The following is a 20866-nucleotide window of genomic DNA, read 5'->3' on the forward strand; positions in this document are numbered from 1 at the left end:
CCCGCACGCCACCATGTCCTCCGCCCTGCACCACATCGCCCATCGCACCAAGAGACTGCCGCCGCTGCGCGTGGGCATCGGCGGCCCGGTCGGCTCGGGCAAGACCACGCTGCTCGAAATGCTATGCAAGGCGATGCGCGACAAGTACGACCTGATCGCGATCACCAACGACATCTACACCAAGGAAGACCAGCGCCTGCTCACCGTCGCCGGCGCACTGCCCGCCGAGCGGATCATGGGCGTGGAAACCGGCGGCTGCCCGCACACCGCGATCCGCGAGGATGCGTCGATCAATCTCGAAGCCATCGACCGCATGCTGGTCCAGTTTCCCGATGCCGACGTGGTGTTCGTCGAATCCGGCGGCGACAACCTCGCCGCGACCTTCAGCCCCGAGCTCTCGGACCTCACGATCTACGTGATCGACGTCGCGGCCGGCGAGAAGATTCCACGCAAGGGCGGCCCCGGCATCACCAAGAGCGATCTGTTCGTGATCAACAAGACCGACCTCGCGCCCTACGTGGGCGCCGACCTCGGCGTGATGGAAGCCGACACGCGGCGCATGCGCCGTGCGCGGCCCTACGTGATGACCAACCTCAAGACCCACAGCGGCGTGGCCGAAGTGGTGGCCTTCATCGAGGAACGCGGCATGCTGGCCGCCTGAAGGCGGTTCAGAGTTCGCTCGCGTCCCTGACCTGGCGCACCTTGTAGACCAGCCGGACGCTGGCATGCCGCGGGTCACTGGTGCGCTGCGCGTAGATGTCGGTGTCGGCCTGCACCCAGGCGGCATAGGCACTGCCGGGGTCGTTCGAACCCAGTTCGGGGCCGAAGGCGCTGCGGCCCCAGGCCACGAGATCGGCGAATGCGGCGGCGCCGAGATCGGGCCGGGCGTCTGCATCCGCCACCCATTCCATGCGCCGCAGCGTGCCCTCGGCGAAATAGAAGACCGGCTCGAAGGACAGGCCGGCCACGGTCATCGGCGCCGCGCGCCAGCTGCCCGCAAGGCCGCCGGCCAGCCGCTGCGGACGCGGCACGCGCTCCAGGCCGGGCAGCGCCGCGGCCTGGAGTTCGCCGGCCGTCATGCCCAGCCGCACCCCGAGCGGGAGCGCCTGGGCATGCAGCGCGGCGCTGGCGGCCAGCAAGGCCAGCGCGCCGAGCGCGCGCTTCAGTGGCAAGGCAAGGGTCGGAAGCATGGTGCGGTCAGGAAAGGCAAAGGGCCATCGGCAGGCCGGATGCCCGCGTTGCCCGTGGCCGAAGATTATCGCGGCGGCCGTGAAATGGTCCACATCCCGCTCGCGGGTATACGCCATCAAGCTTATTCTTCTCGTCACAGAGAAACCTGATACTGATCGAACTGAAGAAGAACGTTTCAATGATCTCCGAAGCCACCTTCCACCCGCCCACGGGCAGCGTGCAGTTTGCGATCTATCCCGATGGTTTCGACGGCGCGCGCATCATCGCCAGAATCGACGAAGAAGCGCTGCATACGCGCTTCGACGCACCCGAAGGCGACATGGCGCTCGTCCAGGCCTATGCGGCGAACGCCGACTCGATCGACGCCCTCGCAACCACGCGCTATCGCGAGAATCCCAACGCCGCCATCTGCCTGCGCAGCAGCGATTTCCAGCATCAATAGCCGCGGTTGGGGTGCTCCTTGTTGAAGCGCTGCTGCGCCTCTGCGAGGTGGCCGATCAGCGAATGGGAAATGATGTTGATGCCCAGCCCGCCGAACAACGCCGGCAGCAGGTAGAACGCGATCGACAGTTCCGAGATGAACAGCGCATCGTCCGCCAATGAGGGGGTGAGCGCCGCCAACGCCGAGAGGCTGCGAAGGAAGTAGACGTCCAACCCCGCGATCGCGACCAGCAGGAAGCCGAGCAGCAGCACGGTCGTCCGCGAGATGGCGCGCTTCATCATCAGCATGGCGTAGATCCCGAAGGGAAGCACGACCGAGAGGGCGACCATGAACCAGAATCTCGTCTCAGTGAAAACCGAATAGCTCATGGTGTGCGTCCTGCATTGATGGGCGCCGCAAGCGGCAGGGCCCGAGCGTGCCATCGCAGCGCGGCGGCGATGTCATCGGCAGGTAAAGAAGCTCGAAAACTTGATGCCTGCCGTTACACGGCCGGAATGCTCAACGCATGAGTTCTTCCAGCGTCTTGCCGCCTGCAATCGCATCCTTCAGCCAGCGGGGGCGCGGTCCACGGCCCGACCACGAATTTCCTGCGCCGTCGCGATAGAGTACCTTGGAGGGGCGCTTCTTGCCCACCTTCTTCTTCGTTGTGCCGGAACTCGCAGCCGCGACACCGCCCGTGAGGAACTCCTCGAGTTTCCGGCCTGCATTGATCGCATCCCTGAGCCAATGCGGCCGGGGTCCGCGTCCCGACCACGAATTGCCGAGGCCATCGCCGTACTTGGCGGATTGCGTGGACACGCTTCTCGCCGGCGCCGGCTTCGCGGCCGCAGAGCGGCTTCCCAGACCCAGTTGTTCCGCCGTCAGCCCATAGTGGCTGATGGCCACCTTGATCCGCGCGACCACGCCATGGACTTCCTTGGACTTGAGCTTGTCCGCCTGGCGTTGCAGTGCCTCGATCTTCTTTTGAATCTGGTTGTAGCTTTGCGTCATGGAGAGGCCCTTTGAGATTAATTGATGATTATCGGAGTTCGGCGACAGATTGAGCCTGAATGCATTGAGAAGTTGCAGTCGATACGTCGATCACGCAAGACGGGATTCACCATGAGGCATGTCCGCGAATTGGCCTGATTTACCCCGATTGTCCGCAATAAAGTACGAGTGCCGCATGTCCTATTTCGAGAAAGGCTCGGCATGGATCGTAATCGAGAAAGCTGACCGGGGGCCAAAACGAGTGCGCGCACCGGATCCGCAGGTTGTCCGTGGCGGCTATTTCCGTTGCATGCGCCAGACGGTATTGCTCTTTTCATTGAGACGCGGCGGCATCAATTGGACATTGAATCGGCGGCACGATCGATAACAACGCGAGGCGAATCACGCCGTCAATCCATTGAAAGATTCAACGAGTCGCAGCGCGTCACGCGCGTGTTGTTCCAATGCGCCGACAGCGCCGACGCAAGCCGTGCAGCGGCGCCGCACAGCGAACGTTCAGATCGAATCAGCCACCGCTGCATCCGCGAGGATGAGCACGCCGTCGGCCGCGCGCACGCCATGCCCCTTCTGCAGCACGAACAAGGGATTGATCTCGGCCGCGACGAGCCGAGACCCGAGTTGCGCGCCCAAGCGAGAGAATGCCACGACGGCATCAACCAGGGCATCGACATCGGCAAGTGGACGACCCCGAAAACCATCGAGCAGAGGCCAGGTCTTCAACTCGCGAACCATTGACAGGGCATCGTCGCGGGACAGCCCGTCCTCTGCCGGCAGCAGGCGCAAGGTGGTGTCCGCGATCAGTTCGGCCGTCACCCCGCCCATGCCGAGCAGCAGCGCGGTGCCGAGCGCATCGCGATGCAGCCCGAGGATCATCTCGCAACCGGCAGCCACCCTCTCCTGCACCAGAAACGCATCGGGCGCGCAGCCGGTGGCGGCCTGGACCTCCTCGCGCATGACGGCCAGCCGCCGGCCGACCTCGCCGGCGGAAACGTCGACCGCCACGCCGCCCACCTCGCTCTTGTGCGTGATGGTGCGGGAAAGGATCTTCAGCACGACCTTCTCGCCAACATCGTGCGCCGCCGCTTCTGCTTCCTCGGCCGAGCGGACGATGCACTCTCGCACCGACGGAATCCCGAAGCGGGCGAAGAGCTGTTTCGCCTGTGCTTCGTCGAAAGAGCCGGAGGGAAGCTCGCCGAGTTCCACTTTCGTGAACGCGTGCGACGACGCAGCTCGCCGCAGCGCATGGCGACGCATCGCATCGAGGGCGACGCTGCAGCTTTCAGGCGCGCTGAAGGCGGGCACGCCGCGCGCCATCAGCGAAGCCGACACCTGCGGCGCATGCGGACTGACGTAGGCGAGCAACGGCTTGTCGGTGCCCGGCAGGCAGTCGCGGATCGCGTCCGCCATGAGTTCGGGCATCGCCAGCGCCGAAGAGCCGACGATGGTCACGACCGCGTCGTAGCTCGGGCTTTCCATCAGCGTCCGAATGGCGCCGCGCAACAGCTCGGGCTTGAGGCCGGCCAGCGTGACATCGATGGGATTGCGGTCCAGCGCCGCGCCGTCTGCCTGCTGCAGCGCGCGCAGGCGTGCCGCCGTCGCTTCGTCGGGGACCGGCGTCTCGAAGCCGGCAAGGCCGAGGCTGTCGGTCACCAGCGTGCCGGCGCCACCGGTCGAGGTGAGGATGGCGACGCGCTTGCCGCACAGGCGGCGGCCCGAGGCCAGCGCCACGGGAATGTCCAGCAGATCGGAGAAGTCCTGCGCGCGGATCGCGCCGACCTGGCGAAACAGCGCGTCGTACACGCGGTCCGCGCCCGCCAGCGCGCCGGTGTGCGAGGCCGCGGAGCGCGCGCCCGATTCGGAACGTCCGATCTTGAACACCACCAGCGGCTTGCCGGCCTCGGCCGCCTTCAGCGCGGCGCGGCGGAATTTCTCGGGGTTGCGCACGCTTTCCATGTAGAGCGCGATGACCGAGGTCGCGGGGTCGTCGGCCAGGTGATCGATGAAATCGGCCATGTCGAGATCCGCCTCGTTGCTGGTCGAGATCAGCTTCGAGAAGCCGATGCCGCGCGCCGCGCCGCGCGACAGCAGCGAGCCGAGGATGCCGCCGCTTTGCGACACCAGCGCGATGGAGCCGGCCGCGAGCTCGTCGACCTCCAGCGCGCCGCTGGCCGACAGTGTGATGCGGTCTGTCAGGTTGACCAGACCGATGGTGTTGGGCCCGAGGATGCGCATCGCGCCAGCCGCCTCGACCAGCGCACGCTGCCGCTGCAGTCCGTCGGCGCCGATCTCGGCGTAGCCGCTGGCCAGCACGATGGCGGCGGCCGTGCCGCGTGCAGCGAGTTCGCGCACCGCATCGGCCGCACGCTCGGGCCCCAGCAGCACGATGCCGACATCGGGGGCTTCGGGCAGCGAGCGGATGTCGGGATGGCAACGCAGCCCGGCGATGCGGTCCGCGCGCGGATTGACCGGATAGATACGGCCCTCGAAGCCGTGCTTCTGCAGGTAGCCGACCGGGCGGCCGGCCGTCTTCCCCGGGTCGGCGGAAGCGCCGATCACCGCCACGCTGCGCGGTCGCAGCAGACGCTCGATCGAATTCATCGCATCACTCCCGGCGCACCGACTTGTCGAGAAAGGCCGAGACCGCGGCCCGGTGCTCGTCGGAGGTGTAGCAAATGCCCTGGGCCTGACTGCCCTGGCCGAAGACCTGTTCGGCGGACAGTTCGAAGCTCTGGTTCAGGATCGTCTTCGCCAGCGCCAGTGCGGTGGCCGAACCGGCCGTCAGCGCGCGTGCCCAGGCCGTCGCGTCGGCGAGGAGCGCGTCGGCCGTGCTGCGGCGATCGGCGATGCCGAGTTGCAGGGCTTCGTCCAGTCGCACGGTGCGGCCCGAGAAGATCAGGTCCTTGGCACGCACCATGCCGACGCGGCGCGGCAGGAAGTACATGCCGCCGCCATCGGGGATCAGACCGCGCAGCACGTAGTTCCACGCAAAGCTCGCGTGCTCGGAGGCGATGACGAAATCGCAGGCCAGCGCAAGGTCGGTGCCGAGCCCGGTCGAGGCGCCGTTGACGGCTGCAATGGTCGGCTTGGGCAAGCTGTGCAGCGCGGTCACCGCGTGGTGCGTGCGCTGCTGCCGGCTCCAGCCGTTGAAGGCGATCTCGCCGGCCGGCGCCTGCATGCGCTGCTGCATCGCACGGATGTCGCCGCCGGCGCAGAAGGCACGGCCGTTGCCGGTCAACACCAGTGCCTTCACGTGGCGGTCGCGGCCGGCCTCGTCGATGGCCTGCATCAATTCGCCGCGCATGTCGTCGTCGATGGCGTTGCGCGCGTCGGGGCGGTTCAATGTCAGGAGGGCGATGCCGTCCTCGACGGCGTATCGGACTCGGTCGGAGCTTTGCATGGCGATCCTCACTCGGCGGTGATGTGGGCGGTCTTCACGATGTCCGACCAGCGCTGCATCTCGGCCGTGACGTAGTGATCGAGTTCGTCGGGTGCGCCCGTGTTCAGCACCAGGCCCTCGCTCTGGACGCGCTTGGCGAACTGCTCGCGCGTGGCGGCATGGCGCGCGGCCTCATTGAGCCGGGCGACGACCGCGGGCGGCGTGCCGGCGGGCGCGTAGAGGCCATACCAGCTCTCCGCGAGGTAGCCGGGGACACCGGCCTCCTGCATCGTCGGCACCTTCGGGAAAGCAGGCGAGCGGGTCGCCGAAGTGACGGCCAGCGGGACCAGCTTGCCGCTCTGGATGTAGGTGGCAACGCTCGCAACGGTCGTGATCATCATGTCGATCTGGCCGCCGAGCAGGTCGGTGAGCGCTGGGCTCGATCCGCGGTAGGGAACATGCGTGAGATCCACCTTGGCCAGACTCTTGAGCAGTTCGCCGGCCAGGTGCGCGGAGGTGCCGCTGCCGTAAGAGCCGTAAGTGAGCTTGCCAGGATGCGCACGCGCGAAGTCGACCAGTTCCTTGACCGACTTGAAGCCGCGGTCCGGCCGCACCACGAGCACGTTCGGCGAGCGGCCGATCAGCGCCACCGGCGTGAAGGCATGGACCGTGTCGTAGGGCAGCTTCGCATGCAGGCTCGGGTTCACTGCGTGCGCGAAGGTCGCCATCAGCAGCGTGTAGCCGTCGGGTGTGCTTTTGGCCACCACGTCGGTACCGAGGATGGTGCCGCCGCCGGGCTTGTTGTCGACGATCACCGGCTCTTTCAGATCCTGCGCCATGCCTTCGCCGAGCACGCGCGCGATCAGGTCGGTGCCACCGCCGGGCGCGAAGGGCACGACCACACGCACGGGCTTGGCCGGAAACGGATCGGCATGTGCGCCGGGACTGAGCATGGCGAACAGCAGGCAAGTCGCCGTGAAGAGTGAACGCGTCGATGTCATCGGAAGTCTCCTTGTCGGTCGCCGAATGGTAGGTTTCCGGCGCCGCGAATACACTCCCTCAATTCCATCCAGTGGAAATGAAATGAATACGCCCTTCCACGAGAAGCCCGGCATTTCTCCGAGCAACCGTTCGCTGGAACGCGGGATCGAGATCCTGCGTGCCTTCAGGCCCGGATCGAACCTGCTCGGCAACGGCGAACTCGCCGAACGCACCGGCCTGTCGCGCTCGACCGTGAGTCGCCTCACGCAGACGCTGGTCGGCACCGGCCTGCTGGAACTCGATGCCTCCACCCGGACCTACCGCCTCCACGCAGCCGTGCTGAGCCTCGGCCACGCGATGCGTTCCGCTTCGCTGGTGCTGCAGAAGGCGGCACCCCTGATGAAGGCGGTGGCGGAGACGCACCGCGTCAACGTAGGCCTCGCGGTCGCCGATCGCGACGAGATGGTCTACCTCGAATCGATCCGCTACAACCGCCGGATCGCGCTACGCAATGTGGTCTCGGGCCAGCGCGTGCCGATCGAGCTCACCTCGCTCGGCTACGCCTACCTCGCGACGGCGAGCGATGCGCGCCGCAAGCTGTTGTTCGGGGTCTTCAAGGCGCGCCGCGGCCCGGAGTGGCCGGCGCTGCGGCGCGAGATCGAAGCGGCGATCGGCCACGTGCGCGCGCACGGCTGGTGCATGGCATCGTGGCAGCCGGAGGTGGTCGCGCTGGCGACGCCGATCGTGGTCGACCGCGTGCCCGTGCACGCGCTCAACATGAGCGTGAGTTCCGCGGAAGACCCGGCCTCCGTCGCACGCGAGCTGAAGGGCAAGCTGCTTCGCCTGGGCGCGGCGATTTCGAAGGCGATCGAGACGGCATGAAGCCCTGATTTCCAAGCAGTGGAAATCGCGGGTGGTGCCGCGCGCCGGGCGTGCCTAAGCTTCATTCATTCGAAGCCCGCCAGGGGCAACGTTCAGGAGACAGCCTTGAAGAAGAATTCCCCGGATTCGCGCCGCCGCGTCCTGCTTGCCGCTGCGGCGGCCCCGTCGCTGATGCTGCTGGGCGGACTCGGCCTGCCCGCGGTCGCGCGTGCGCAGGCCAGCGGATTCCCCGCCAAGCCCGTGCGCATCGTCGTGCCCTTCTCGCCCGGCGGGCCGACCGACCTGATGGCACGTGCGATCGGCAAGATCATGACTGCATCGATGGGTCAGCCCGTGATCATCGACAACAAGCCGGGCGGCGGCGGGGTGATCGGCCTCGGCGAGGTCGCGCACCAGCCCGCCGACGGCTACACGATGGTGTTCCCCTCCATCCTCGCGGTCACCAATCCGGCACTGATGCCGAGCTATCCCTTCGACACCGAACGCGACTTCAGCGGCGTGACGGTGGTCGGCTTCATTCCGCATGCGCTGGTCGTCAGCCCGCAGTTCCCGGCCCACGATCTGGCCGGGCTGGTCTCGATGGCCCGTCGGCAGCCCGACAGCCTGGCCTACGGGTCTTCGGGCAATGGCACGTCGGCCCATCTGGCCGGCGCGGTGTTCGCCAAGCGTGCCGGCATCCGCGTGACGCATGTGCCGTACCGCGGCGCTGGGCCCGCGGTGCAGGACCTGATGAGCGGACAGATCCAATTCATGTTCCTGGACATGAGTTCCGCGCTGCCGCAGATCCGGGCCGGCAAACTGCGGGCGCTCGCGGTGGCCAGCGCAGAGCGCTTCGCGGGCCTGCCCGAGGTACCGACTGTGGCCGAGCAAGGCTATCTGGGCTTCGGCATCCACGGCTGGTATGGCTTGCTGGTGCGCGCGGGAACGCCAAGACCGGTCGTCGAGCGGCTCTACACCGAAGTGAAACGCGCGCTGGACTCGCAGGAGGTGCGCCGGCTGTTCCAGGCCCAGGGCATCCAGCCCGGCGGTATGCCGCCGGCCGAGTTCGACCAGCTCATCCATAGCGATCTCGCACTCTGGAAGAAGGCGATCGCGGAACTCCGCATCCAGTTGCAATAGCCGCCATGCGCATCGTGATCCCCGACGACTACCAGGACTGCGTCCGCCACTTGGCCTGCTTCGCGAAGCTCGAGGGCCATGAGGTCACCGTGTTCAACGACACCGTGCACGATCGCCATGCGCTCGCCGAGCGGTTCCGCGATGCCGAGGCGATCGTGCTCACGCGCGAACGCACGGCCATCGACGCGGCGCTGCTCGATCGCCTGCCGCAACTGCGCCTGATCAGCCAGACCGGCCGCATCGCCGGTCATGTCGATGTGGCCGCCTGCAGGGCGCGCGGCGTGGCGGTAGCAGACGGCCGGGGCTCCGGTGCGGCGACGGCCGAGTTGACCTGGGCGCTGATGCTCGCGAGCCGGCGTCATCTGGTGGCCGAAGCCGTGCGCCTGCGCGAGGGCCTCTGGCAGGGTTCGCTGGGCCAGCAATTGAACGGCCAGCGGTTGGGCGTGTGGAGCTATGGCCGCATCGGCCGCCAGGTGGCCGCCTACGGCCGTACCTTCGGCATGGCGGTCTGGGTCTGGGGCCGCGAGGACTCGACCGCTGCGGCACGTGCCGATGGCTTCGAAGTGGCTCCCTCGCGCGCGAGCTTCTTTGCCGACAGCGATGTGATCAGCCTGCACGTGCGGCTGAATACCCAGACGCGGGGCATCGTCACGGCGCACGACCTCGCACGGATGAAACCGTCGGCCCTGCTGGTCAACACCAGCCGCGCCGAACTCGTCGCCGAAGGCGCACTCGCTGCGGCACTCTGCGCGGGACGGCCCGGCTTCGCGGCGGTCGACGTGTATGAAAGCGAGCCCGTGCTCGGCGCCGCGCATCCGCTGCTCGCCCTGCCGCAGGCACTGTGCACGCCGCATCTGGGCTATGTCGAGCGCGACAACTACGAGCGCTACTTCGGAATGGCGTTCGACAACATCAACGCGTTCGCCCGCGGGCAACGCGTCGGGTTCGTCGATTGACTCAGGCGCGCGCCGGTTCGGCCGCCTGTTCCCCACGCGGATCGTGCCCGATGAGCAGCACGAGCACGAAGGCAACGACCGGCAGCAGCGCCAGGAACAACACGGCATAGAAGTCGTTGCCCATCCTGTCCTTCAGCATGCCGAAGATCGTCGGGCCGATGTAGCCGCCGAGGTTGCCGATGGAATTGATCCACGCGATGCCGGCCGCCGCGGCGATGCCGCTCAGGAAAGCGGTGGGCAGCGTCCAGAACACCGGCAATGCGCTGAAGATGCCGAAAGCGGCCAACGTGACGGCAGCCATCTTCGGCACCGGGGCGCTGATTTCCGCCGCGGCCACCAGGCCGACGAAGATGCAGGCCAGCGGCACCAGCACGAACCACTTGCGTTCGCGCCGCGCGTCGGACCAGCGAGTCCAGAACAGCATGGCGATCGCGCCGACGAGGTATGGGAAGGCGTTGATGAAGCCGATCTCGACATTGCCGAGACCGCCGAAGCCCTTGATGATCTGCGGCAGGAAGAAGCCCAGGCCATAGAGCGGCACCGTGATGCCCATGTAGACGAAGCCCAGGGCGATCACGCGCCAGTTGAACAGCGACTGTGTCCACGAGATCTTGTGGATGGATTCGCGATTGCGCTGCTCCGCATCGAGCGTCTGCTGCAACCAGTCGCGCTCCTCGGGCGCCAGCCACTTCGCGTCCTTCGGCCGATCAGGCAGGTACATGAGCACGAAGAAGGTCAGCACCAGCGCGGGAATCGCTTCGAGGATGAACAGCCATTGCCAGCCGTGCAAGCCGCCGACACCCTCCATGTTGAGGATGTAGCCGGAAATGGGCGAACCGATCACAGTGGAGATCGGAATGGCGAACATGAACCAGCCCACGATGCGGGCACGGTACGCGGCCGGAAACCAGAGCGTGATGTAGAAGATCACGCCAGGGAAGAATCCGGCTTCGGCAATGCCGAGCAGGAAGCGCACGACGTTGAAACTCGTCGCGCCGCCCACCCAGGCCTGGGCCGCGGAGATCAGGCCCCAGCTGAACATGATGCGCGCGATCCAGCGGCGTGCGCCGAAGCGTTCCAGCGCCAGGTTGCTCGGCACCTCGAAGAGGAAATAGGCAATGAAGAAGATGCCCGCCGCGCTGCCGAAGATGGCGCTCGTGAAGCCCATGTCCTTGGACATCGAGGCGCCGGCGAAGCCCAGGTTCACGCGGTCCAGGTAGGCGATGAAGTAACTGATCATCAGCAGCGGCAACAGGCGCCAGCCGACTTTGGACAAGGTTCTCTGCTCGAGCGAATTCATGCGGTCTCCAAACTGTTGTTGTCGTGGTACCGGTTTCGGACCGGCCGGGATTTATACCCCGACCCACTCTTTCTCGCATGAAAGCGGCGCCCAAGCCGCTGCCCCGCGCTCAGGTTGGCGCGCAGCGGGCGTAGACCAGCGCGAGGTAGTCGACGTGCCTGCGCAGCACCTCAAGCTGCTGCAAGGTCGAACCCTGGACCCGCTCATCGGGGTCGAACTTCAGGCTGCCGTCCGGCATCAGGATGAAGTGCATTTCCGCGCGCGGCGCGCCGGTGGCGTTCAGGTAGCCGCAACCCGTGCGGGTGCTGCGGTTGTAGGTCACGTTCGAGAACGCCGCGACACCGGACGGGGGGAGCTTGCTCTTGACCTGCATCTCGACCTGCCACACCGGCCAATAGAACCACCAGACGGCGGTACAACCGGCAAAGACGGCGAGGCCGACCAGGGTGCAGACGAGTGCTCGCATGGCTTGCTCCTACTCAGGTGGAATGAAGCGCATGGCCACCCTGCCCAGGGCGGTCAGTTCGGTCACCGTCGCCGTCCCCTGGCCCGGCTTGGTCCCCGGGGTGAAAGAGACCTTGACCCAGCCGCCGTCCCTGAGCGTGCGCAGATGCTCGATCTCCTGGGCGTTCGTGAACGTCATGGGCAGCGGGCCCAGGGCGAGGCGTTGGAGCAGGCTGTAGAGCATCGGCTTTTATCCGACGAACGATCCGAAGGCCAGGTTTCCCTGCCTCCCCGAACGGTGGCCTGCATGTGACTTCATGTAGCCAATTGTAATTACATGTAGTACCTAAGGACTAATCATTTCACGTGATGCATTTCACACGGGGGCGCGTTTTAAGGGGTGTTTTGTCTGCCTCGGCGGCTGGCAGAACAGCCGAGCGGCGGGAAGCGCTGCCCTGGCTGCAGGCGCTGGACAGGGGTTTCCTGCCGATGACCGGCTCAGAGATCGAGAACGAGGTGTTCGCCGACGCAGCCCGACACGCAGACCATCATCGTCCGGTTCGACGCGCGCTCCTCGCTCGAGAGCACCGAATCCCGGTGCGCCGGAATGCCCTCGAGCACCCGTGTCTCGCAGGCGCGGCAGACGCCCTCGCGGCAACCGCAATCGGCGTCGATGCCGGCTTTGTGCAGGGCATCGAGCAGCGCGACGCCCGGCTGTACGGCAAGGGTCCGGCCGGTGCGCGTCAGCGTCACTGTGTAGGGATGTTGCTGCCGCGACACCCCGCCCCCCGCATCCGCCGCAAAGCGTTCGACATGGACCTTCCTGAAGCCGAGTTCCTCGCAGATGCGCTCGAAGGCGGCGATCATCGGCGCCGGCCCGCAGCAATAGAAATCGCTCGCCGCCGGTTCGCGCGCGAGGAAGTCGCGCAGATCGGGCGGCCTTCCCTGCTCTTCGTCGAAATGGAAGCTGACGTTCCTCGACGACCCGAGGCGTTCGCAGAATGCCGCCTCCGGCCGGGACCGCGCGCAGTACAGCAGCGAAGCCGGCTTGCCCAGCGCCGCAAGCCGCTCGTGCATGGCGAGGATCGGCGTGATGCCGATGCCGCCCGCCAGCAGGACCGATCTCGAGGCATCGGCATTCAACGGGAAATGATTGCGCGGCGGCGAGATGTCCAGCATCGATCCGACCGCGAGCCGCTCGTGGACATGGCGCGATCCGCCGCGGCTGTTCCTGTCGTTGAGGACGGCGATCCGGTAGCGATCGCCTTCGGTGTCCGGGTTCAGCAGCGAGTAGCTGCGGACCAGATCCGGCGCGAGGTGCAGGTCGATGTGCGCCCCGGGCTCGAAGACCGGCAACGCTTCTCCCGTGCGCGGACGCAGCTCGAGGCTCACGATGTGCCGGGCTTCGCGGCGGACGGCGCTCACCGTCACGTGCAAAAGAGAAGAGCTTTTCATGGTCGCTTCGCGCTTCGATAGCCGATAGGGCAGAAGCGAAAATTGTCGAAGGCCGCGGACGAAAGAAAAAATCGTTCCTTTGGATGCGAGGCATCGCGCGAAGTGATGCATCGCGCCGCACGCGCGCATCGACCGCGCGTCCTGCTTCGGTTAGACTCGCGCTCGCAGGAGAGCAGGCCGCGCGAGCGGCTTCACCGAAGGCGCAAACTCCCATAAACGCTCAGGTCGGCTCACGTGATGAGCCCGTACTGCAACCATCGTCAGAGCCGTCTGGAGAGCCATCACGCCACGTGATGCACCGAAGGAGCAAGCCCGCTGCGCCGCAGGGGGTGAATCTCTCAGGTACCGAGGACAGGGGGAGCGGCAACTCGAACATGCGTTCCGGTTGCTTTTCTTTTTGCAGCATCCGTTTCGCCGTGTTCGAGCGCCAAAACCTCGAAGGGGTTCTTGACATGCGCGTGATCGTTCTCGGCGCCGGCCTGCTCGGCGTCACCTCGGCCTACTACCTCCAGCAACTCGGCCACGACGTGACCGTGATCGACCGGCAGGCCACGCCGGCCGCCGAAACCAGCTTCGCCAACGGCGGCCAGATCTCGGTCAGCCATGCCGAACCCTGGGCCAACCCGAGCGCACCATGGAAGGTGCTGCAATGGCTCGGCAAGGAAGACGCGCCGCTGCTCTTTCGCATTCGCGCCGACATGCGGCAGTGGCTCTGGGGCCTGCAGTTCCTGCGTGAATGCACGCCGGCGCGCACCCGCCACAACATCGAGCAGATCGTGCGGCTCGGCACCTACAGCCGCGCGACGCTGCAGCAGCTGCGCCGCGACACCGGCCTCGACTACGACCAGCGCACGCAGGGCATCCTGCACTTCTATACGACGCCAAAGGAATTCGACGGCGCCCTCAAGCCCGCCGAGCAGATGCGCGCGCTCGGCTGCGAGCGCCAGGTGATCTCGGCCGACGAAGCCGTGCGGCTCGAACCCGCGCTGGCCCATATCCGCCCGCAGCTGGCCGGCGCCACCTACACGGCCGAGGACGAGTCGGGCGATGCCAACCGCTTCGCGCGCGAGCTGGTCAAGCTCTGCGAGGCGGCCGGCGTGAAGTTCCTCATGAGCCACACGGTGACCGCGATCCGCGAGGCCGGCGGCAGCATCGACCACGTCGAGGCGACCGACAGCGAAGGCCGCTTCCAGCGCATCCGCGGCGATGCCTTCGTGCTCGCGATGGGCTCGCTCAGTCCGCTCTACGCGGCGCCGCTGGGCATCCGGCTGCCGATCTATCCGGCCAAGGGCTATTCGGTCACGCTGCCGGTCATCGATGCCTCGAAGGCCTATCAGGTCTCGCTCACCGACGACGAATACAAGCTGGTGTTCTCGCGCTACACCTCGGCCACGGGCGACCGCATGCGCATCGCCGGCACGGCCGAACTCAACGGCTACGACCGCGACCTGAACCGCGTGCGCTGCGAGGCCATCGTGCGGCGCGTCGAGCAGCTGTTCCCCGGCGCCGGCGACACGACGCAGGCCCAGTTCTGGACCGGGCTGCGTCCCGCCACGCCGAGCAACGTGCCGCTGATCGGCGCCACCCGGTTGCCGAACCTGTTCCTCAACACCGGCCATGGCACGCTGGGCTGGACGCACGCCTGCGGTTCGGGCAAGTCGATCGCGCGCATCGTGAGCGGCCTCGCGCCGGAGGTGGATTTCGCCTTCACCGGCGCGACGCCGCGGCCGCCGGTCCTCGGCCTGCAGGGCGCGTAATTGCGCCGGAGTGATGGCGCAGCTATTGCGCCATCACATGGCTGCCATCGGAAAGAACGATTTTCCCGTCGGTCGTTCGCTCTCTATTCTCGGGCTGCACCTGGCGCTTCATTGATGCCTGCCGAACAGTTCAAAGAGGTTCACCCGATGTCCCCACGGATCCATCCCCGCATCGCACTGCGCCGGCACTCGGTGTGGACATAGCGCATTGACGACGGCGCCGGCCGGTCGCGTTCGACCGCGCCCCGCGTCCGCAGGCAACCCGCCTGCACATCACGCCCTTTCTGCCCACAAGGCCCGCCGCGGCGGCCTCGGACAGGCGCGCGCGTGCGCGATCCCTGTGCGCGGCCGTGAGCCGGCCGTCGATTCCCAACGGAGACATGCAATGAAGAGAAAAATATGGCTGACATCGGTGGCGCTGGCCGCCGCCGGCGCGGCCTCGGCCCAGTCGTCCATCACCGTGTTCGGCACGATCGATACCGCGATCAGCGGCTACTCGAACCGCTCGACGGACCCGAACGGGCCGACGCTGCTGAACCCCTTCTACGTCAACCGGGGCAGCGTGACGACGAGCCAGACCGCGCTCACCAATTCCAACTATTTCGCCAGCCGCATCGGCTTTCGCGGCACGGAGGACCTCGGCGGCGGACTGGCGGCGAGCTTCTGGCTCGAAGCGCCGTTCTCGAGCGACGACGGACAGACCGGCATCACCACCTTCTCGCGCCGCTCCACCGTCAGCCTCTCGGGCGGCTTCGGCGAGATCCGACTCGGGCGCGACTACACCGCGACGGTCTGGAACGACACCGCGCTGGACCCGTTCACCACCTTCGGTGTCGGCACCAACCTGATCCTGCGACCGAGCTTCGCGCTGAACTCCTTCGTGCCCTCCTACACCACGCCCGCCGGCACGGCCAACGTGACCGGCAACAACTACCTGCGCGCCAGCAACATGGTCGCCTACTTCCTGCCGCCGGATCTCGGCGGCTTCTATGGCCAGGTGCAATACGCGTTCGGCGAACGCATGCACTACAGCCCCGGCAAATTCACGCCGGTCGGTGCCGAGACGCGCGCGGGCCGCTACGTCGGCGCGCGCTTCGGCTGGGCCAACGGACCGATCAACATCGCAGCCGCGTACGGCGAAAGCACGCTGGACAGCAACTACGACGCCGGCAGCACGGCCAAGCTCGATACCTTCAACATCGCCGGCTCCTACGACTTCGGTCCGGTGAAATTGTTCGCCGAGCTCTCCAGAGTCAAGCGCAAGGTCGACTACGTGTTCGCGCCGCCCGCCCCCGTGAACACGATCGGCGTCAACGGCTACATGCTCGGGCTGATGGCGCCCATCGGTCCCGGCCTGATCCGTGCGAGCTACGGCAACGTGCGCTACGACACCCACCAGACGATGCCCGGCAGCCCGGCCGATCCACGCGCCGACCAATGGGCGCTGGGCTACGTCCACAATCTGTCGAAGCGCACGGCGCTCTATGCCACCGTGGCCCGCATCCGCAACAGGAACGGCGCCAACCTGAGCGTCGGCGGCCCGGCCTTCGTGACCACCGGTTTCGTTCCGAAAACCTCGACCGGCTACGACCTGGGCATCCGCCACAACTTCTGATGCCCGACGGTTCGGGCAGACTGGGAGCGAGATGAATTTTCTGAAGCTCGATCTGAATCTCCTGGTCGCACTGGACGCCCTGCTGACGGACCCGCACGTCACGCGCGCCGCGGAACGCCTGTGCGTCAGCCAGCCCACGCTCAGCGGCTCGCTGGCACGGCTGCGCGACTACTTCCAGGACGAGCTGATCGTCCAGGTCGGGCGGCGCATGGAACTGACGCCGATGGCCGAGGCCATGCGCCAGCCGTTGCGCAACGTGCTGGGCGATGCGGAAAAACTCCTGTCGACCAAGTCGCACTTCGATCCCGGCACGTCGGAGCGCCGCTTCACGCTCACCTGCACCGACTACGTGTGGGCCACGCTGATCGGCAAGGTCCTCCGGCGCCTGGCGTCGGAAGCACCAGGCATCCGGCTCGAATACGGCGGCACCGCGCGCGACTTTGCCGAGCACCGCGTCGAACTCCTCATCGTCGCCGACCGCTTTGCGCTGAAGGAGCATTCGTCGAGGCAGCTGTTCCAGGAATCCTTCGTCTGCATCGCGTGGTCCGGCAACGACCGGATCGGCGATGCGATCAGCTTCGACGAGTACTTCGCGCAGGACCACATCGTCGCCTGGTCGTCGCGGCCGACCCTGGTCGCGGACTGGATCGCGGCCCGGCATGGCTTGCGCTGCCGCATCGCGACCCGTGTTCCCGACTTCACGATGGTCCCGCAATCGATCGTCGGGACGCCCTATCTCGCCACCGTGCCGACGCGCATGGCCAACCACTACGCGGGCCATCTTCCGCTGCGGATCCTGGAGGCGCCGCTCGAACTGCCGGTTCTCACGCAGGTCATGCAGTGGCACCGGCATCAGGAATCGGACCAGGGCATGCAATGGCTGCGCGAACTGATCGTCGACTGCTGCCTGACAAACCGCTGAATCCTGCGGCCGATGCCGCGGCCATCGGGGTCGTCGATGGATCACATCCCAACAAACGATTTCCCGCTTCGGGAGGTGTCGCTGAAGATTCGGGCATCCCTTTTCTCTCGACTCGACGCATGACTCTCATCCGAAATGCCTGGTATGCCGCAGCCTGGTCCCACGAGATCCAGCGCACGCTGCTGGCCCGCACGATCCTGCAAGAACCCGTGGTGCTGTTCCGGCGCGAGGACGGCGAGCCCGCTGCGCTGGCCGACCGCTGCCCGCACCGCTTCGTTCCGCTGCATCGCGGAACCCTGAAGGGCGACACCGTCGAATGCGGCTACCACGGCCTGTGCTTCAACGCGCAGGGGGCCTGCACCCACAACCCGCACGGCAACGGACTGATTCCGAGAATGGCGCAAGTCCGCGCCTATCCGCTGGTCGAATCGCAGGGCGTGGTGTGGATCTGGATGGGCCCGCCCGAGCTGGCCGACCCGGCCACGATCGTGCGCTTCGAACCGCTCGAGGACGACCGCTTCGAAACCGTCCACGGCTACCTGCACGTGAACGCGAACTACCAGCTGATCAGCGACAACCTGCTCGACCTCACGCACGGCCAGTACGTGCATCCGATGTTCCGCAATGCCGCGGGGCCGGCCGCCATGGAAGAGTCGCCGGTGAGCGGCGACACGGTCTGGGCCCGCTTCGTGCGCCGCGACCAATTGCCCAACCAGTACTTCAGGATGCTGGGCTTCCCGCCCGAGCAGCGCGGCGACCACCGCAACTTCATGCGCTGGAATCCACCGGGCAATCTGCTGCTGGACGTCGGCATGACCGCGGTCGGCGGACGGCCGGAGGACGGCCTGTCGATTCCGACGACACACCTGCTCACGCCGGAGACCGAGACCAGCTCGCACTACTTCTGGGCCATGTCGCGCAACTTCCGGACCGACGATCGGGTGCTCAGCGACGAGTTGCTGCGCGTGGGCATCGACATCTTCAACAACGAGGACAAGCCCGTGATCGAAGCGCAGCAGGCCTACATGCAATCCGAGACCGACCTCTTCAAGATGAAGCCGATCCTGCTGTCGACCGATGCGCCGGCGGTGCGCGCGCGGCGCATTCTCAAGGAGCGCGCGGAACGGGAACAGCGGCAGGGCGCGGCAGTGCCGGTGCCGGTGCACGCGAAATAAGCGCGAGATCGCCATGAACGAAACACAAGAGGCCGAGCGCGCAGTCCCCGAGCTCCTGATCGGCTGCAGCGGACGCGGCGTCCGGGCCTCCTCGCCGAGCGCACCCGTGACGATGGACGAGCACCCGATCGACACCCAGTTCGCGATGGTCAAGGAAAGCGGCGTCTTCGACTACCTCGCGCGCCTGCCGAGCCGCGCCAACCTCGACCCGTACCTGGCGGCAATGCGCAAGCACGACCTGCGCATCGAACAGCCGACCTGGTACTACCTGCTCGGCCGCGACGAAGCGCTGCTGCGTGACAACCTGCTGATCTGCAGCGAGGTCGGCGTTCGCCACCACAACATCATGACCTTCACGCACCATGCCGACGGCCATGCATTGAGCAACCCCGAGGTGGTCGATCACTACCTCGATACCTACGACTTCGGCATGGCGCGCGGCGTCGAACCGAGCTTCGAAGTGCACGTCAACATGTGGACCGAGCAGTTCAAGCGCGTCGCCGAAGTCGCGAATGCGGTCCAGGCGCGCGGCATTCCCTTCAACTTCACGATGGACTACAGCCACGCGACCTTCAAGATCGGCAACCCGGCCGAGCTCGAGATCTCGGGCGTGCGCGAAGAGGTCGAGGACGGCCGCATCGTGCTCGACCCCTTCGAGAAGGGATCGCTGTGCGCGCAGTGGCTGGCGCAGGGCATCGTGCGATTGGTGCAGTTCCGTCCGGCCGGACCGAGCCAGCCGCCGAATGTCTGGGCGCGCAACGAGGACGGCAGCGCGACGCGCGGCATCCAGTACCCGATGACGCGGCCCGCGCGCGGCGAGTGGCATTCGCCCTGGCATGCCTACCTGCTCGAACCGTCGAAGGAGGCGCTGCGCAAGGTGCTGGCGCACCACATCATCGAACCCACCAGCCGGCTGCGCTGCGTGACGACCGAGCTGATCGACATGCCCGACTACGGCATGGGCGCGAAGTACGACCTGTTCGAACAGAACGTCGAGGCGGCGAAGTTCGTTCGCAAGGCCTGGCAACGCACGCAGGCACTGCATGCCGTGGGCCTGCTCGAGAAGGTCGAATGATGAAAACCAAAGCCGCCATCGCCTGGCAATCCGGCCAGCCCCTGAGCATCGAAACCGTCGACCTCGCCGGCCCCAGGTTCGGCGAAGTGCTCGTCGAGATCAAGGCCACCGGCATCTGTCACACCGACTACTACACCCTCTCGGGTGCCGACCCCGAAGGCATCTTCCCCGCCATCCTCGGCCACGAGGGCGCGGGCATCGTCGTCGACGTCGGCCCGGGCGTCACCACCCTCAAGAAGGGCGACCACGTCATCCCCCTGTACACACCCGAATGCCGCCAGTGCAAGTTCTGCCTGTCGCGCAAGACCAACCTGTGCCAGTCCATCCGCAGCACCCAGGGCAAGGGCCTGATGCCCGACGGCACCAGCCGCTTCAGCCTGGACGGCAAGCCGCTCTTCCACTACATGGGCACCTCGACTTTCAGCAACTTCACGGTCGCTCCCGAGATCTCGCTGGCCAAGATCCGCGAGGACGCACCTTTCGACAAGGTCTGCTACATCGGCTGCGGCGTCACCACCGGCATCGGCGCGGTGATCTTCACGGCCAAGGTGGAGGCCGGCGCCAACGTGGTCGTCTTCGGCCTGGGCGGGATCGGCCTGAACGTGATCCAGGGCGCGAAGATGGTGGGCGCGGACAAGATCATCGGCGTGGACCTGAACCCCGAACGCGAGGCGATGGCGCGCAAGTTCGGCATGACGCACTTCATCAACCCGAAGGACACGGAGAACGTGGTGGACGCGATCGTGCAGTTGACCGATGGCGGCGCCGACTACAGCTTCGAGTGCATCGGCAACACGAAGGTGATGCGCCAGGCGCTGGAGTGCACGCACAAGGGCTGGGGGCGCAGCATCATCATCGGGGTGGCGGAGGCGGGCGCGGAGATCAGCACGCGGCCGTTCCAGCTGGTGACGGGGCGCAAGTGGGAGGGCTCGGCCTTCGGCGGGGCGCGCGGGCGCACGGATGTGCCCAGGATCGTGGACTGGTACATGGAGGGCAAGATCAACATCGACGACCTGATCACGCACACCATGCCGCTGGAAGACATCAACAAGGGCTTCGACCTCATGAAGCGGGGTGAATCCATTCGCGGCGTGGTTCTGTACTGACCTCGAAGCCGAAAAGGGTGCCGATATCGGCGTTACCGATTCGATCCATTCTGAAAACCGATTTCCTGTCCGTCCCACCC

General features: G+C 66.5%; 22 protein-coding genes and 2 riboswitches. Of the genes, 12 read left to right on the forward strand and 10 right to left on the reverse strand.

The window, feature by feature from the left end; genetic code table 11:
* The first annotated feature begins 13 nt into the window (after positions 1-13).
* Complete coding sequence (ureG, locus tag E5P2_RS21220) at positions 14-661, forward strand: urease accessory protein UreG (protein ID WP_162569137.1); 648 nt, start codon at positions 14-16, stop codon at positions 659-661.
* 7 nt (positions 662-668) lie between these two features.
* Here ureG and E5P2_RS21225 read toward each other — a convergent pair whose 3' ends face one another.
* Positions 669-1190 carry a hypothetical protein gene (locus E5P2_RS21225; protein ID WP_162569138.1) on the reverse strand — a complete coding sequence of 174 codons (522 nt, stop codon included), beginning with the start codon at positions 1188-1190 and terminating at the stop codon, positions 669-671.
* Positions 1191-1369: 179 nt separating this feature from the next.
* Here E5P2_RS21225 and E5P2_RS21230 point away from each other — a divergent pair, with 179 nt between their 5' ends.
* On the forward strand, positions 1370-1633 hold the full coding sequence (locus tag E5P2_RS21230; RefSeq protein ID WP_162569139.1) for a hypothetical protein: 264 nt from the start codon (positions 1370-1372) through the stop codon (positions 1631-1633).
* Here the strand turns inward: E5P2_RS21230 and E5P2_RS21235 are convergent.
* Positions 1627-2001, reverse strand: a complete 375-nt coding sequence (locus tag E5P2_RS21235; RefSeq protein ID WP_162569140.1) for a hypothetical protein — start codon at positions 1999-2001, stop codon at positions 1627-1629. The genes E5P2_RS21230 and E5P2_RS21235 overlap by 7 nt on opposite strands.
* A 130-nt stretch (positions 2002-2131) precedes the next feature.
* A complete protein-coding gene (locus tag E5P2_RS37815; RefSeq protein WP_232080786.1) occupies positions 2132-2623 on the reverse strand; it encodes an H-NS family nucleoid-associated regulatory protein in 492 nt (163 codons plus the stop codon).
* Positions 2624-2798: 175 nt separating this feature from the next.
* Between E5P2_RS37815 and E5P2_RS21245 the strand changes: the two genes are divergently transcribed.
* Entirely contained in the window at positions 2799-2990 is a 192-nt protein-coding gene (locus E5P2_RS21245; protein WP_162569141.1) for a hypothetical protein, read from the forward strand.
* Positions 2991-3118: 128 nt separating this feature from the next.
* Here the strand turns inward: E5P2_RS21245 and E5P2_RS21250 are convergent, their stop codons facing one another.
* From E5P2_RS21250 to E5P2_RS21260, 3 genes are read right to left on the reverse strand one after another with little or no spacing between them, the layout of a single operon-like run.
* Positions 3119-5221, reverse strand: a complete 2103-nt coding sequence (locus E5P2_RS21250) for an acetate--CoA ligase family protein (protein ID WP_162569142.1) — start codon at positions 5219-5221, stop codon at positions 3119-3121.
* A 4-nt stretch (positions 5222-5225) separates the two neighbouring features.
* On the reverse strand, positions 5226-6020 hold the full coding sequence (locus tag E5P2_RS21255; protein WP_162569143.1) for an enoyl-CoA hydratase/isomerase family protein: 795 nt from the start codon (positions 6018-6020) through the stop codon (positions 5226-5228).
* A gap of 8 nt (positions 6021-6028) precedes the next feature.
* Positions 6029-7000: a Bug family tripartite tricarboxylate transporter substrate binding protein gene (locus E5P2_RS21260; protein WP_162569144.1), complete on the reverse strand. Its 972-nt coding sequence runs from the start codon at positions 6998-7000 to the stop codon at positions 6029-6031.
* A gap of 82 nt (positions 7001-7082) precedes the next feature.
* Here E5P2_RS21260 and E5P2_RS21265 point away from each other — a divergent pair, with 82 nt between their 5' ends.
* From E5P2_RS21265 to E5P2_RS21275, 3 genes are all read left to right on the forward strand, one after another.
* Entirely contained in the window at positions 7083-7862 is a 780-nt protein-coding gene (locus tag E5P2_RS21265; RefSeq protein WP_162569145.1) for an IclR family transcriptional regulator, read from the forward strand.
* A gap of 105 nt (positions 7863-7967) precedes the next feature.
* A complete protein-coding gene (locus E5P2_RS21270; protein WP_232080787.1) occupies positions 7968-8981 on the forward strand; it encodes a tripartite tricarboxylate transporter substrate binding protein in 1014 nt (337 codons plus the stop codon).
* Positions 8982-8986: 5 nt separating this feature from the next.
* Complete coding sequence (locus E5P2_RS21275) at positions 8987-9937, forward strand: D-2-hydroxyacid dehydrogenase family protein (protein WP_162569146.1); 951 nt, start codon at positions 8987-8989, stop codon at positions 9935-9937.
* Position 9938: 1 nt separating this feature from the next.
* Here the strand turns inward: E5P2_RS21275 and E5P2_RS21280 are convergent, their stop codons facing one another.
* The 4 genes from E5P2_RS21280 to E5P2_RS21295 all read right to left on the reverse strand — a co-directional run bounded on the left by E5P2_RS21280 (position 9939) and on the right by E5P2_RS21295 (position 13136).
* Positions 9939-11237 (reverse strand): MFS transporter, encoded by a 1299-nt coding sequence (locus tag E5P2_RS21280; protein ID WP_162569147.1) that lies wholly within the window; start codon positions 11235-11237, stop codon positions 9939-9941.
* A gap of 109 nt (positions 11238-11346) precedes the next feature.
* The gene (locus E5P2_RS21285; protein WP_162569148.1) at positions 11347-11703 is read right to left on the reverse strand and encodes a hypothetical protein; all 357 of its coding nucleotides are present in this window, start codon (positions 11701-11703) and stop codon (positions 11347-11349) included.
* A gap of 9 nt (positions 11704-11712) precedes the next feature.
* Entirely contained in the window at positions 11713-11925 is a 213-nt protein-coding gene (locus E5P2_RS21290) for a hypothetical protein (RefSeq protein ID WP_162569149.1), read from the reverse strand.
* 254 nt (positions 11926-12179) lie between these two features.
* Positions 12180-13136, reverse strand: coding sequence for a PDR/VanB family oxidoreductase (locus tag E5P2_RS21295; protein ID WP_162569150.1), 957 nt, complete (start codon positions 13134-13136; stop codon positions 12180-12182).
* A 155-nt stretch (positions 13137-13291) separates the two neighbouring features.
* Positions 13292-13381, forward strand: a riboswitch (glycine riboswitch).
* A 15-nt stretch (positions 13382-13396) separates the two neighbouring features.
* Positions 13397-13501, forward strand: a riboswitch (glycine riboswitch).
* Positions 13502-13588: 87 nt separating this feature from the next.
* On the opposite strand from E5P2_RS21295, the gene E5P2_RS21300 reads away from it, so the two are divergent.
* The 6 genes from E5P2_RS21300 to E5P2_RS21325 all read left to right on the forward strand — a co-directional run bounded on the left by E5P2_RS21300 (position 13589) and on the right by E5P2_RS21325 (position 20786).
* Entirely contained in the window at positions 13589-14893 is a 1305-nt protein-coding gene (locus tag E5P2_RS21300; protein ID WP_162569151.1) for a D-amino acid dehydrogenase, read from the forward strand.
* Between the two features lie 385 nt (positions 14894-15278).
* Complete coding sequence (locus tag E5P2_RS21305; RefSeq protein ID WP_162569152.1) at positions 15279-16508, forward strand: porin; 1230 nt, start codon at positions 15279-15281, stop codon at positions 16506-16508.
* 31 nt (positions 16509-16539) lie between these two features.
* A complete protein-coding gene (locus E5P2_RS21310) occupies positions 16540-17430 on the forward strand; it encodes a LysR family transcriptional regulator (protein WP_162569153.1) in 891 nt (296 codons plus the stop codon).
* Positions 17431-17549: 119 nt separating this feature from the next.
* Positions 17550-18605, forward strand: a complete 1056-nt coding sequence (locus E5P2_RS21315) for an aromatic ring-hydroxylating dioxygenase subunit alpha (protein WP_162569154.1) — start codon at positions 17550-17552, stop codon at positions 18603-18605.
* A gap of 13 nt (positions 18606-18618) precedes the next feature.
* Positions 18619-19680 carry a xylose isomerase gene (locus E5P2_RS21320; protein WP_162569155.1) on the forward strand — a complete coding sequence of 354 codons (1062 nt, stop codon included), beginning with the start codon at positions 18619-18621 and terminating at the stop codon, positions 19678-19680.
* Positions 19680-20786, forward strand: coding sequence for an S-(hydroxymethyl)glutathione dehydrogenase/class III alcohol dehydrogenase (locus E5P2_RS21325; RefSeq protein ID WP_162566583.1), 1107 nt, complete (start codon positions 19680-19682; stop codon positions 20784-20786). The genes E5P2_RS21320 and E5P2_RS21325 overlap by 1 nt, the downstream gene beginning before the upstream one ends.
* Positions 20787-20866: the final 80 nt, after the last annotated feature.

This window comes from Variovorax sp. SRS16 (assembly GCF_901827165.1).
Classification (GTDB): Bacteria; Pseudomonadota; Gammaproteobacteria; order Burkholderiales; family Burkholderiaceae_C; genus Variovorax.

What these genes read in the sequence shown, in the direction of transcription:
- ureG (WP_162569137.1), top strand. Translation starts at nt 14, where the DNA reads ATGTCCTCCGCCCTGCACCACATCGCCCATCGCACCAAGAGACTGCCG.
- E5P2_RS21225 (WP_162569138.1), bottom strand. Translation starts at nt 1,190, where the DNA reads ATGCTTCCGACCCTTGCCTTGCCACTGAAGCGCGCGCTCGGCGCGCTG.
- E5P2_RS21230 (WP_162569139.1), top strand. Translation starts at nt 1,370, where the DNA reads ATGATCTCCGAAGCCACCTTCCACCCGCCCACGGGCAGCGTGCAGTTT.
- E5P2_RS21235 (WP_162569140.1), bottom strand. Translation starts at nt 2,001, where the DNA reads ATGAGCTATTCGGTTTTCACTGAGACGAGATTCTGGTTCATGGTCGCC.
- E5P2_RS37815 (WP_232080786.1), bottom strand. Translation starts at nt 2,623, where the DNA reads ATGACGCAAAGCTACAACCAGATTCAAAAGAAGATCGAGGCACTGCAA.
- E5P2_RS21245 (WP_162569141.1), top strand. Translation starts at nt 2,799, where the DNA reads ATGTCCTATTTCGAGAAAGGCTCGGCATGGATCGTAATCGAGAAAGCT.
- E5P2_RS21250 (WP_162569142.1), bottom strand. Translation starts at nt 5,221, where the DNA reads ATGAATTCGATCGAGCGTCTGCTGCGACCGCGCAGCGTGGCGGTGATC.
- E5P2_RS21255 (WP_162569143.1), bottom strand. Translation starts at nt 6,020, where the DNA reads ATGCAAAGCTCCGACCGAGTCCGATACGCCGTCGAGGACGGCATCGCC.
- E5P2_RS21260 (WP_162569144.1), bottom strand. Translation starts at nt 7,000, where the DNA reads ATGACATCGACGCGTTCACTCTTCACGGCGACTTGCCTGCTGTTCGCC.
- E5P2_RS21265 (WP_162569145.1), top strand. Translation starts at nt 7,083, where the DNA reads ATGAATACGCCCTTCCACGAGAAGCCCGGCATTTCTCCGAGCAACCGT.
- E5P2_RS21275 (WP_162569146.1), top strand. Translation starts at nt 8,987, where the DNA reads ATGCGCATCGTGATCCCCGACGACTACCAGGACTGCGTCCGCCACTTG.
- E5P2_RS21280 (WP_162569147.1), bottom strand. Translation starts at nt 11,237, where the DNA reads ATGAATTCGCTCGAGCAGAGAACCTTGTCCAAAGTCGGCTGGCGCCTG.
- E5P2_RS21285 (WP_162569148.1), bottom strand. Translation starts at nt 11,703, where the DNA reads ATGCGAGCACTCGTCTGCACCCTGGTCGGCCTCGCCGTCTTTGCCGGT.
- E5P2_RS21290 (WP_162569149.1), bottom strand. Translation starts at nt 11,925, where the DNA reads ATGCTCTACAGCCTGCTCCAACGCCTCGCCCTGGGCCCGCTGCCCATG.
- E5P2_RS21295 (WP_162569150.1), bottom strand. Translation starts at nt 13,136, where the DNA reads ATGAAAAGCTCTTCTCTTTTGCACGTGACGGTGAGCGCCGTCCGCCGC.
- E5P2_RS21300 (WP_162569151.1), top strand. Translation starts at nt 13,589, where the DNA reads ATGCGCGTGATCGTTCTCGGCGCCGGCCTGCTCGGCGTCACCTCGGCC.
- E5P2_RS21305 (WP_162569152.1), top strand. Translation starts at nt 15,279, where the DNA reads ATGAAGAGAAAAATATGGCTGACATCGGTGGCGCTGGCCGCCGCCGGC.
- E5P2_RS21310 (WP_162569153.1), top strand. Translation starts at nt 16,540, where the DNA reads ATGAATTTTCTGAAGCTCGATCTGAATCTCCTGGTCGCACTGGACGCC.
- E5P2_RS21315 (WP_162569154.1), top strand. Translation starts at nt 17,550, where the DNA reads ATGACTCTCATCCGAAATGCCTGGTATGCCGCAGCCTGGTCCCACGAG.
- E5P2_RS21320 (WP_162569155.1), top strand. Translation starts at nt 18,619, where the DNA reads ATGAACGAAACACAAGAGGCCGAGCGCGCAGTCCCCGAGCTCCTGATC.
- E5P2_RS21325 (WP_162566583.1), top strand. Translation starts at nt 19,680, where the DNA reads ATGAAAACCAAAGCCGCCATCGCCTGGCAATCCGGCCAGCCCCTGAGC.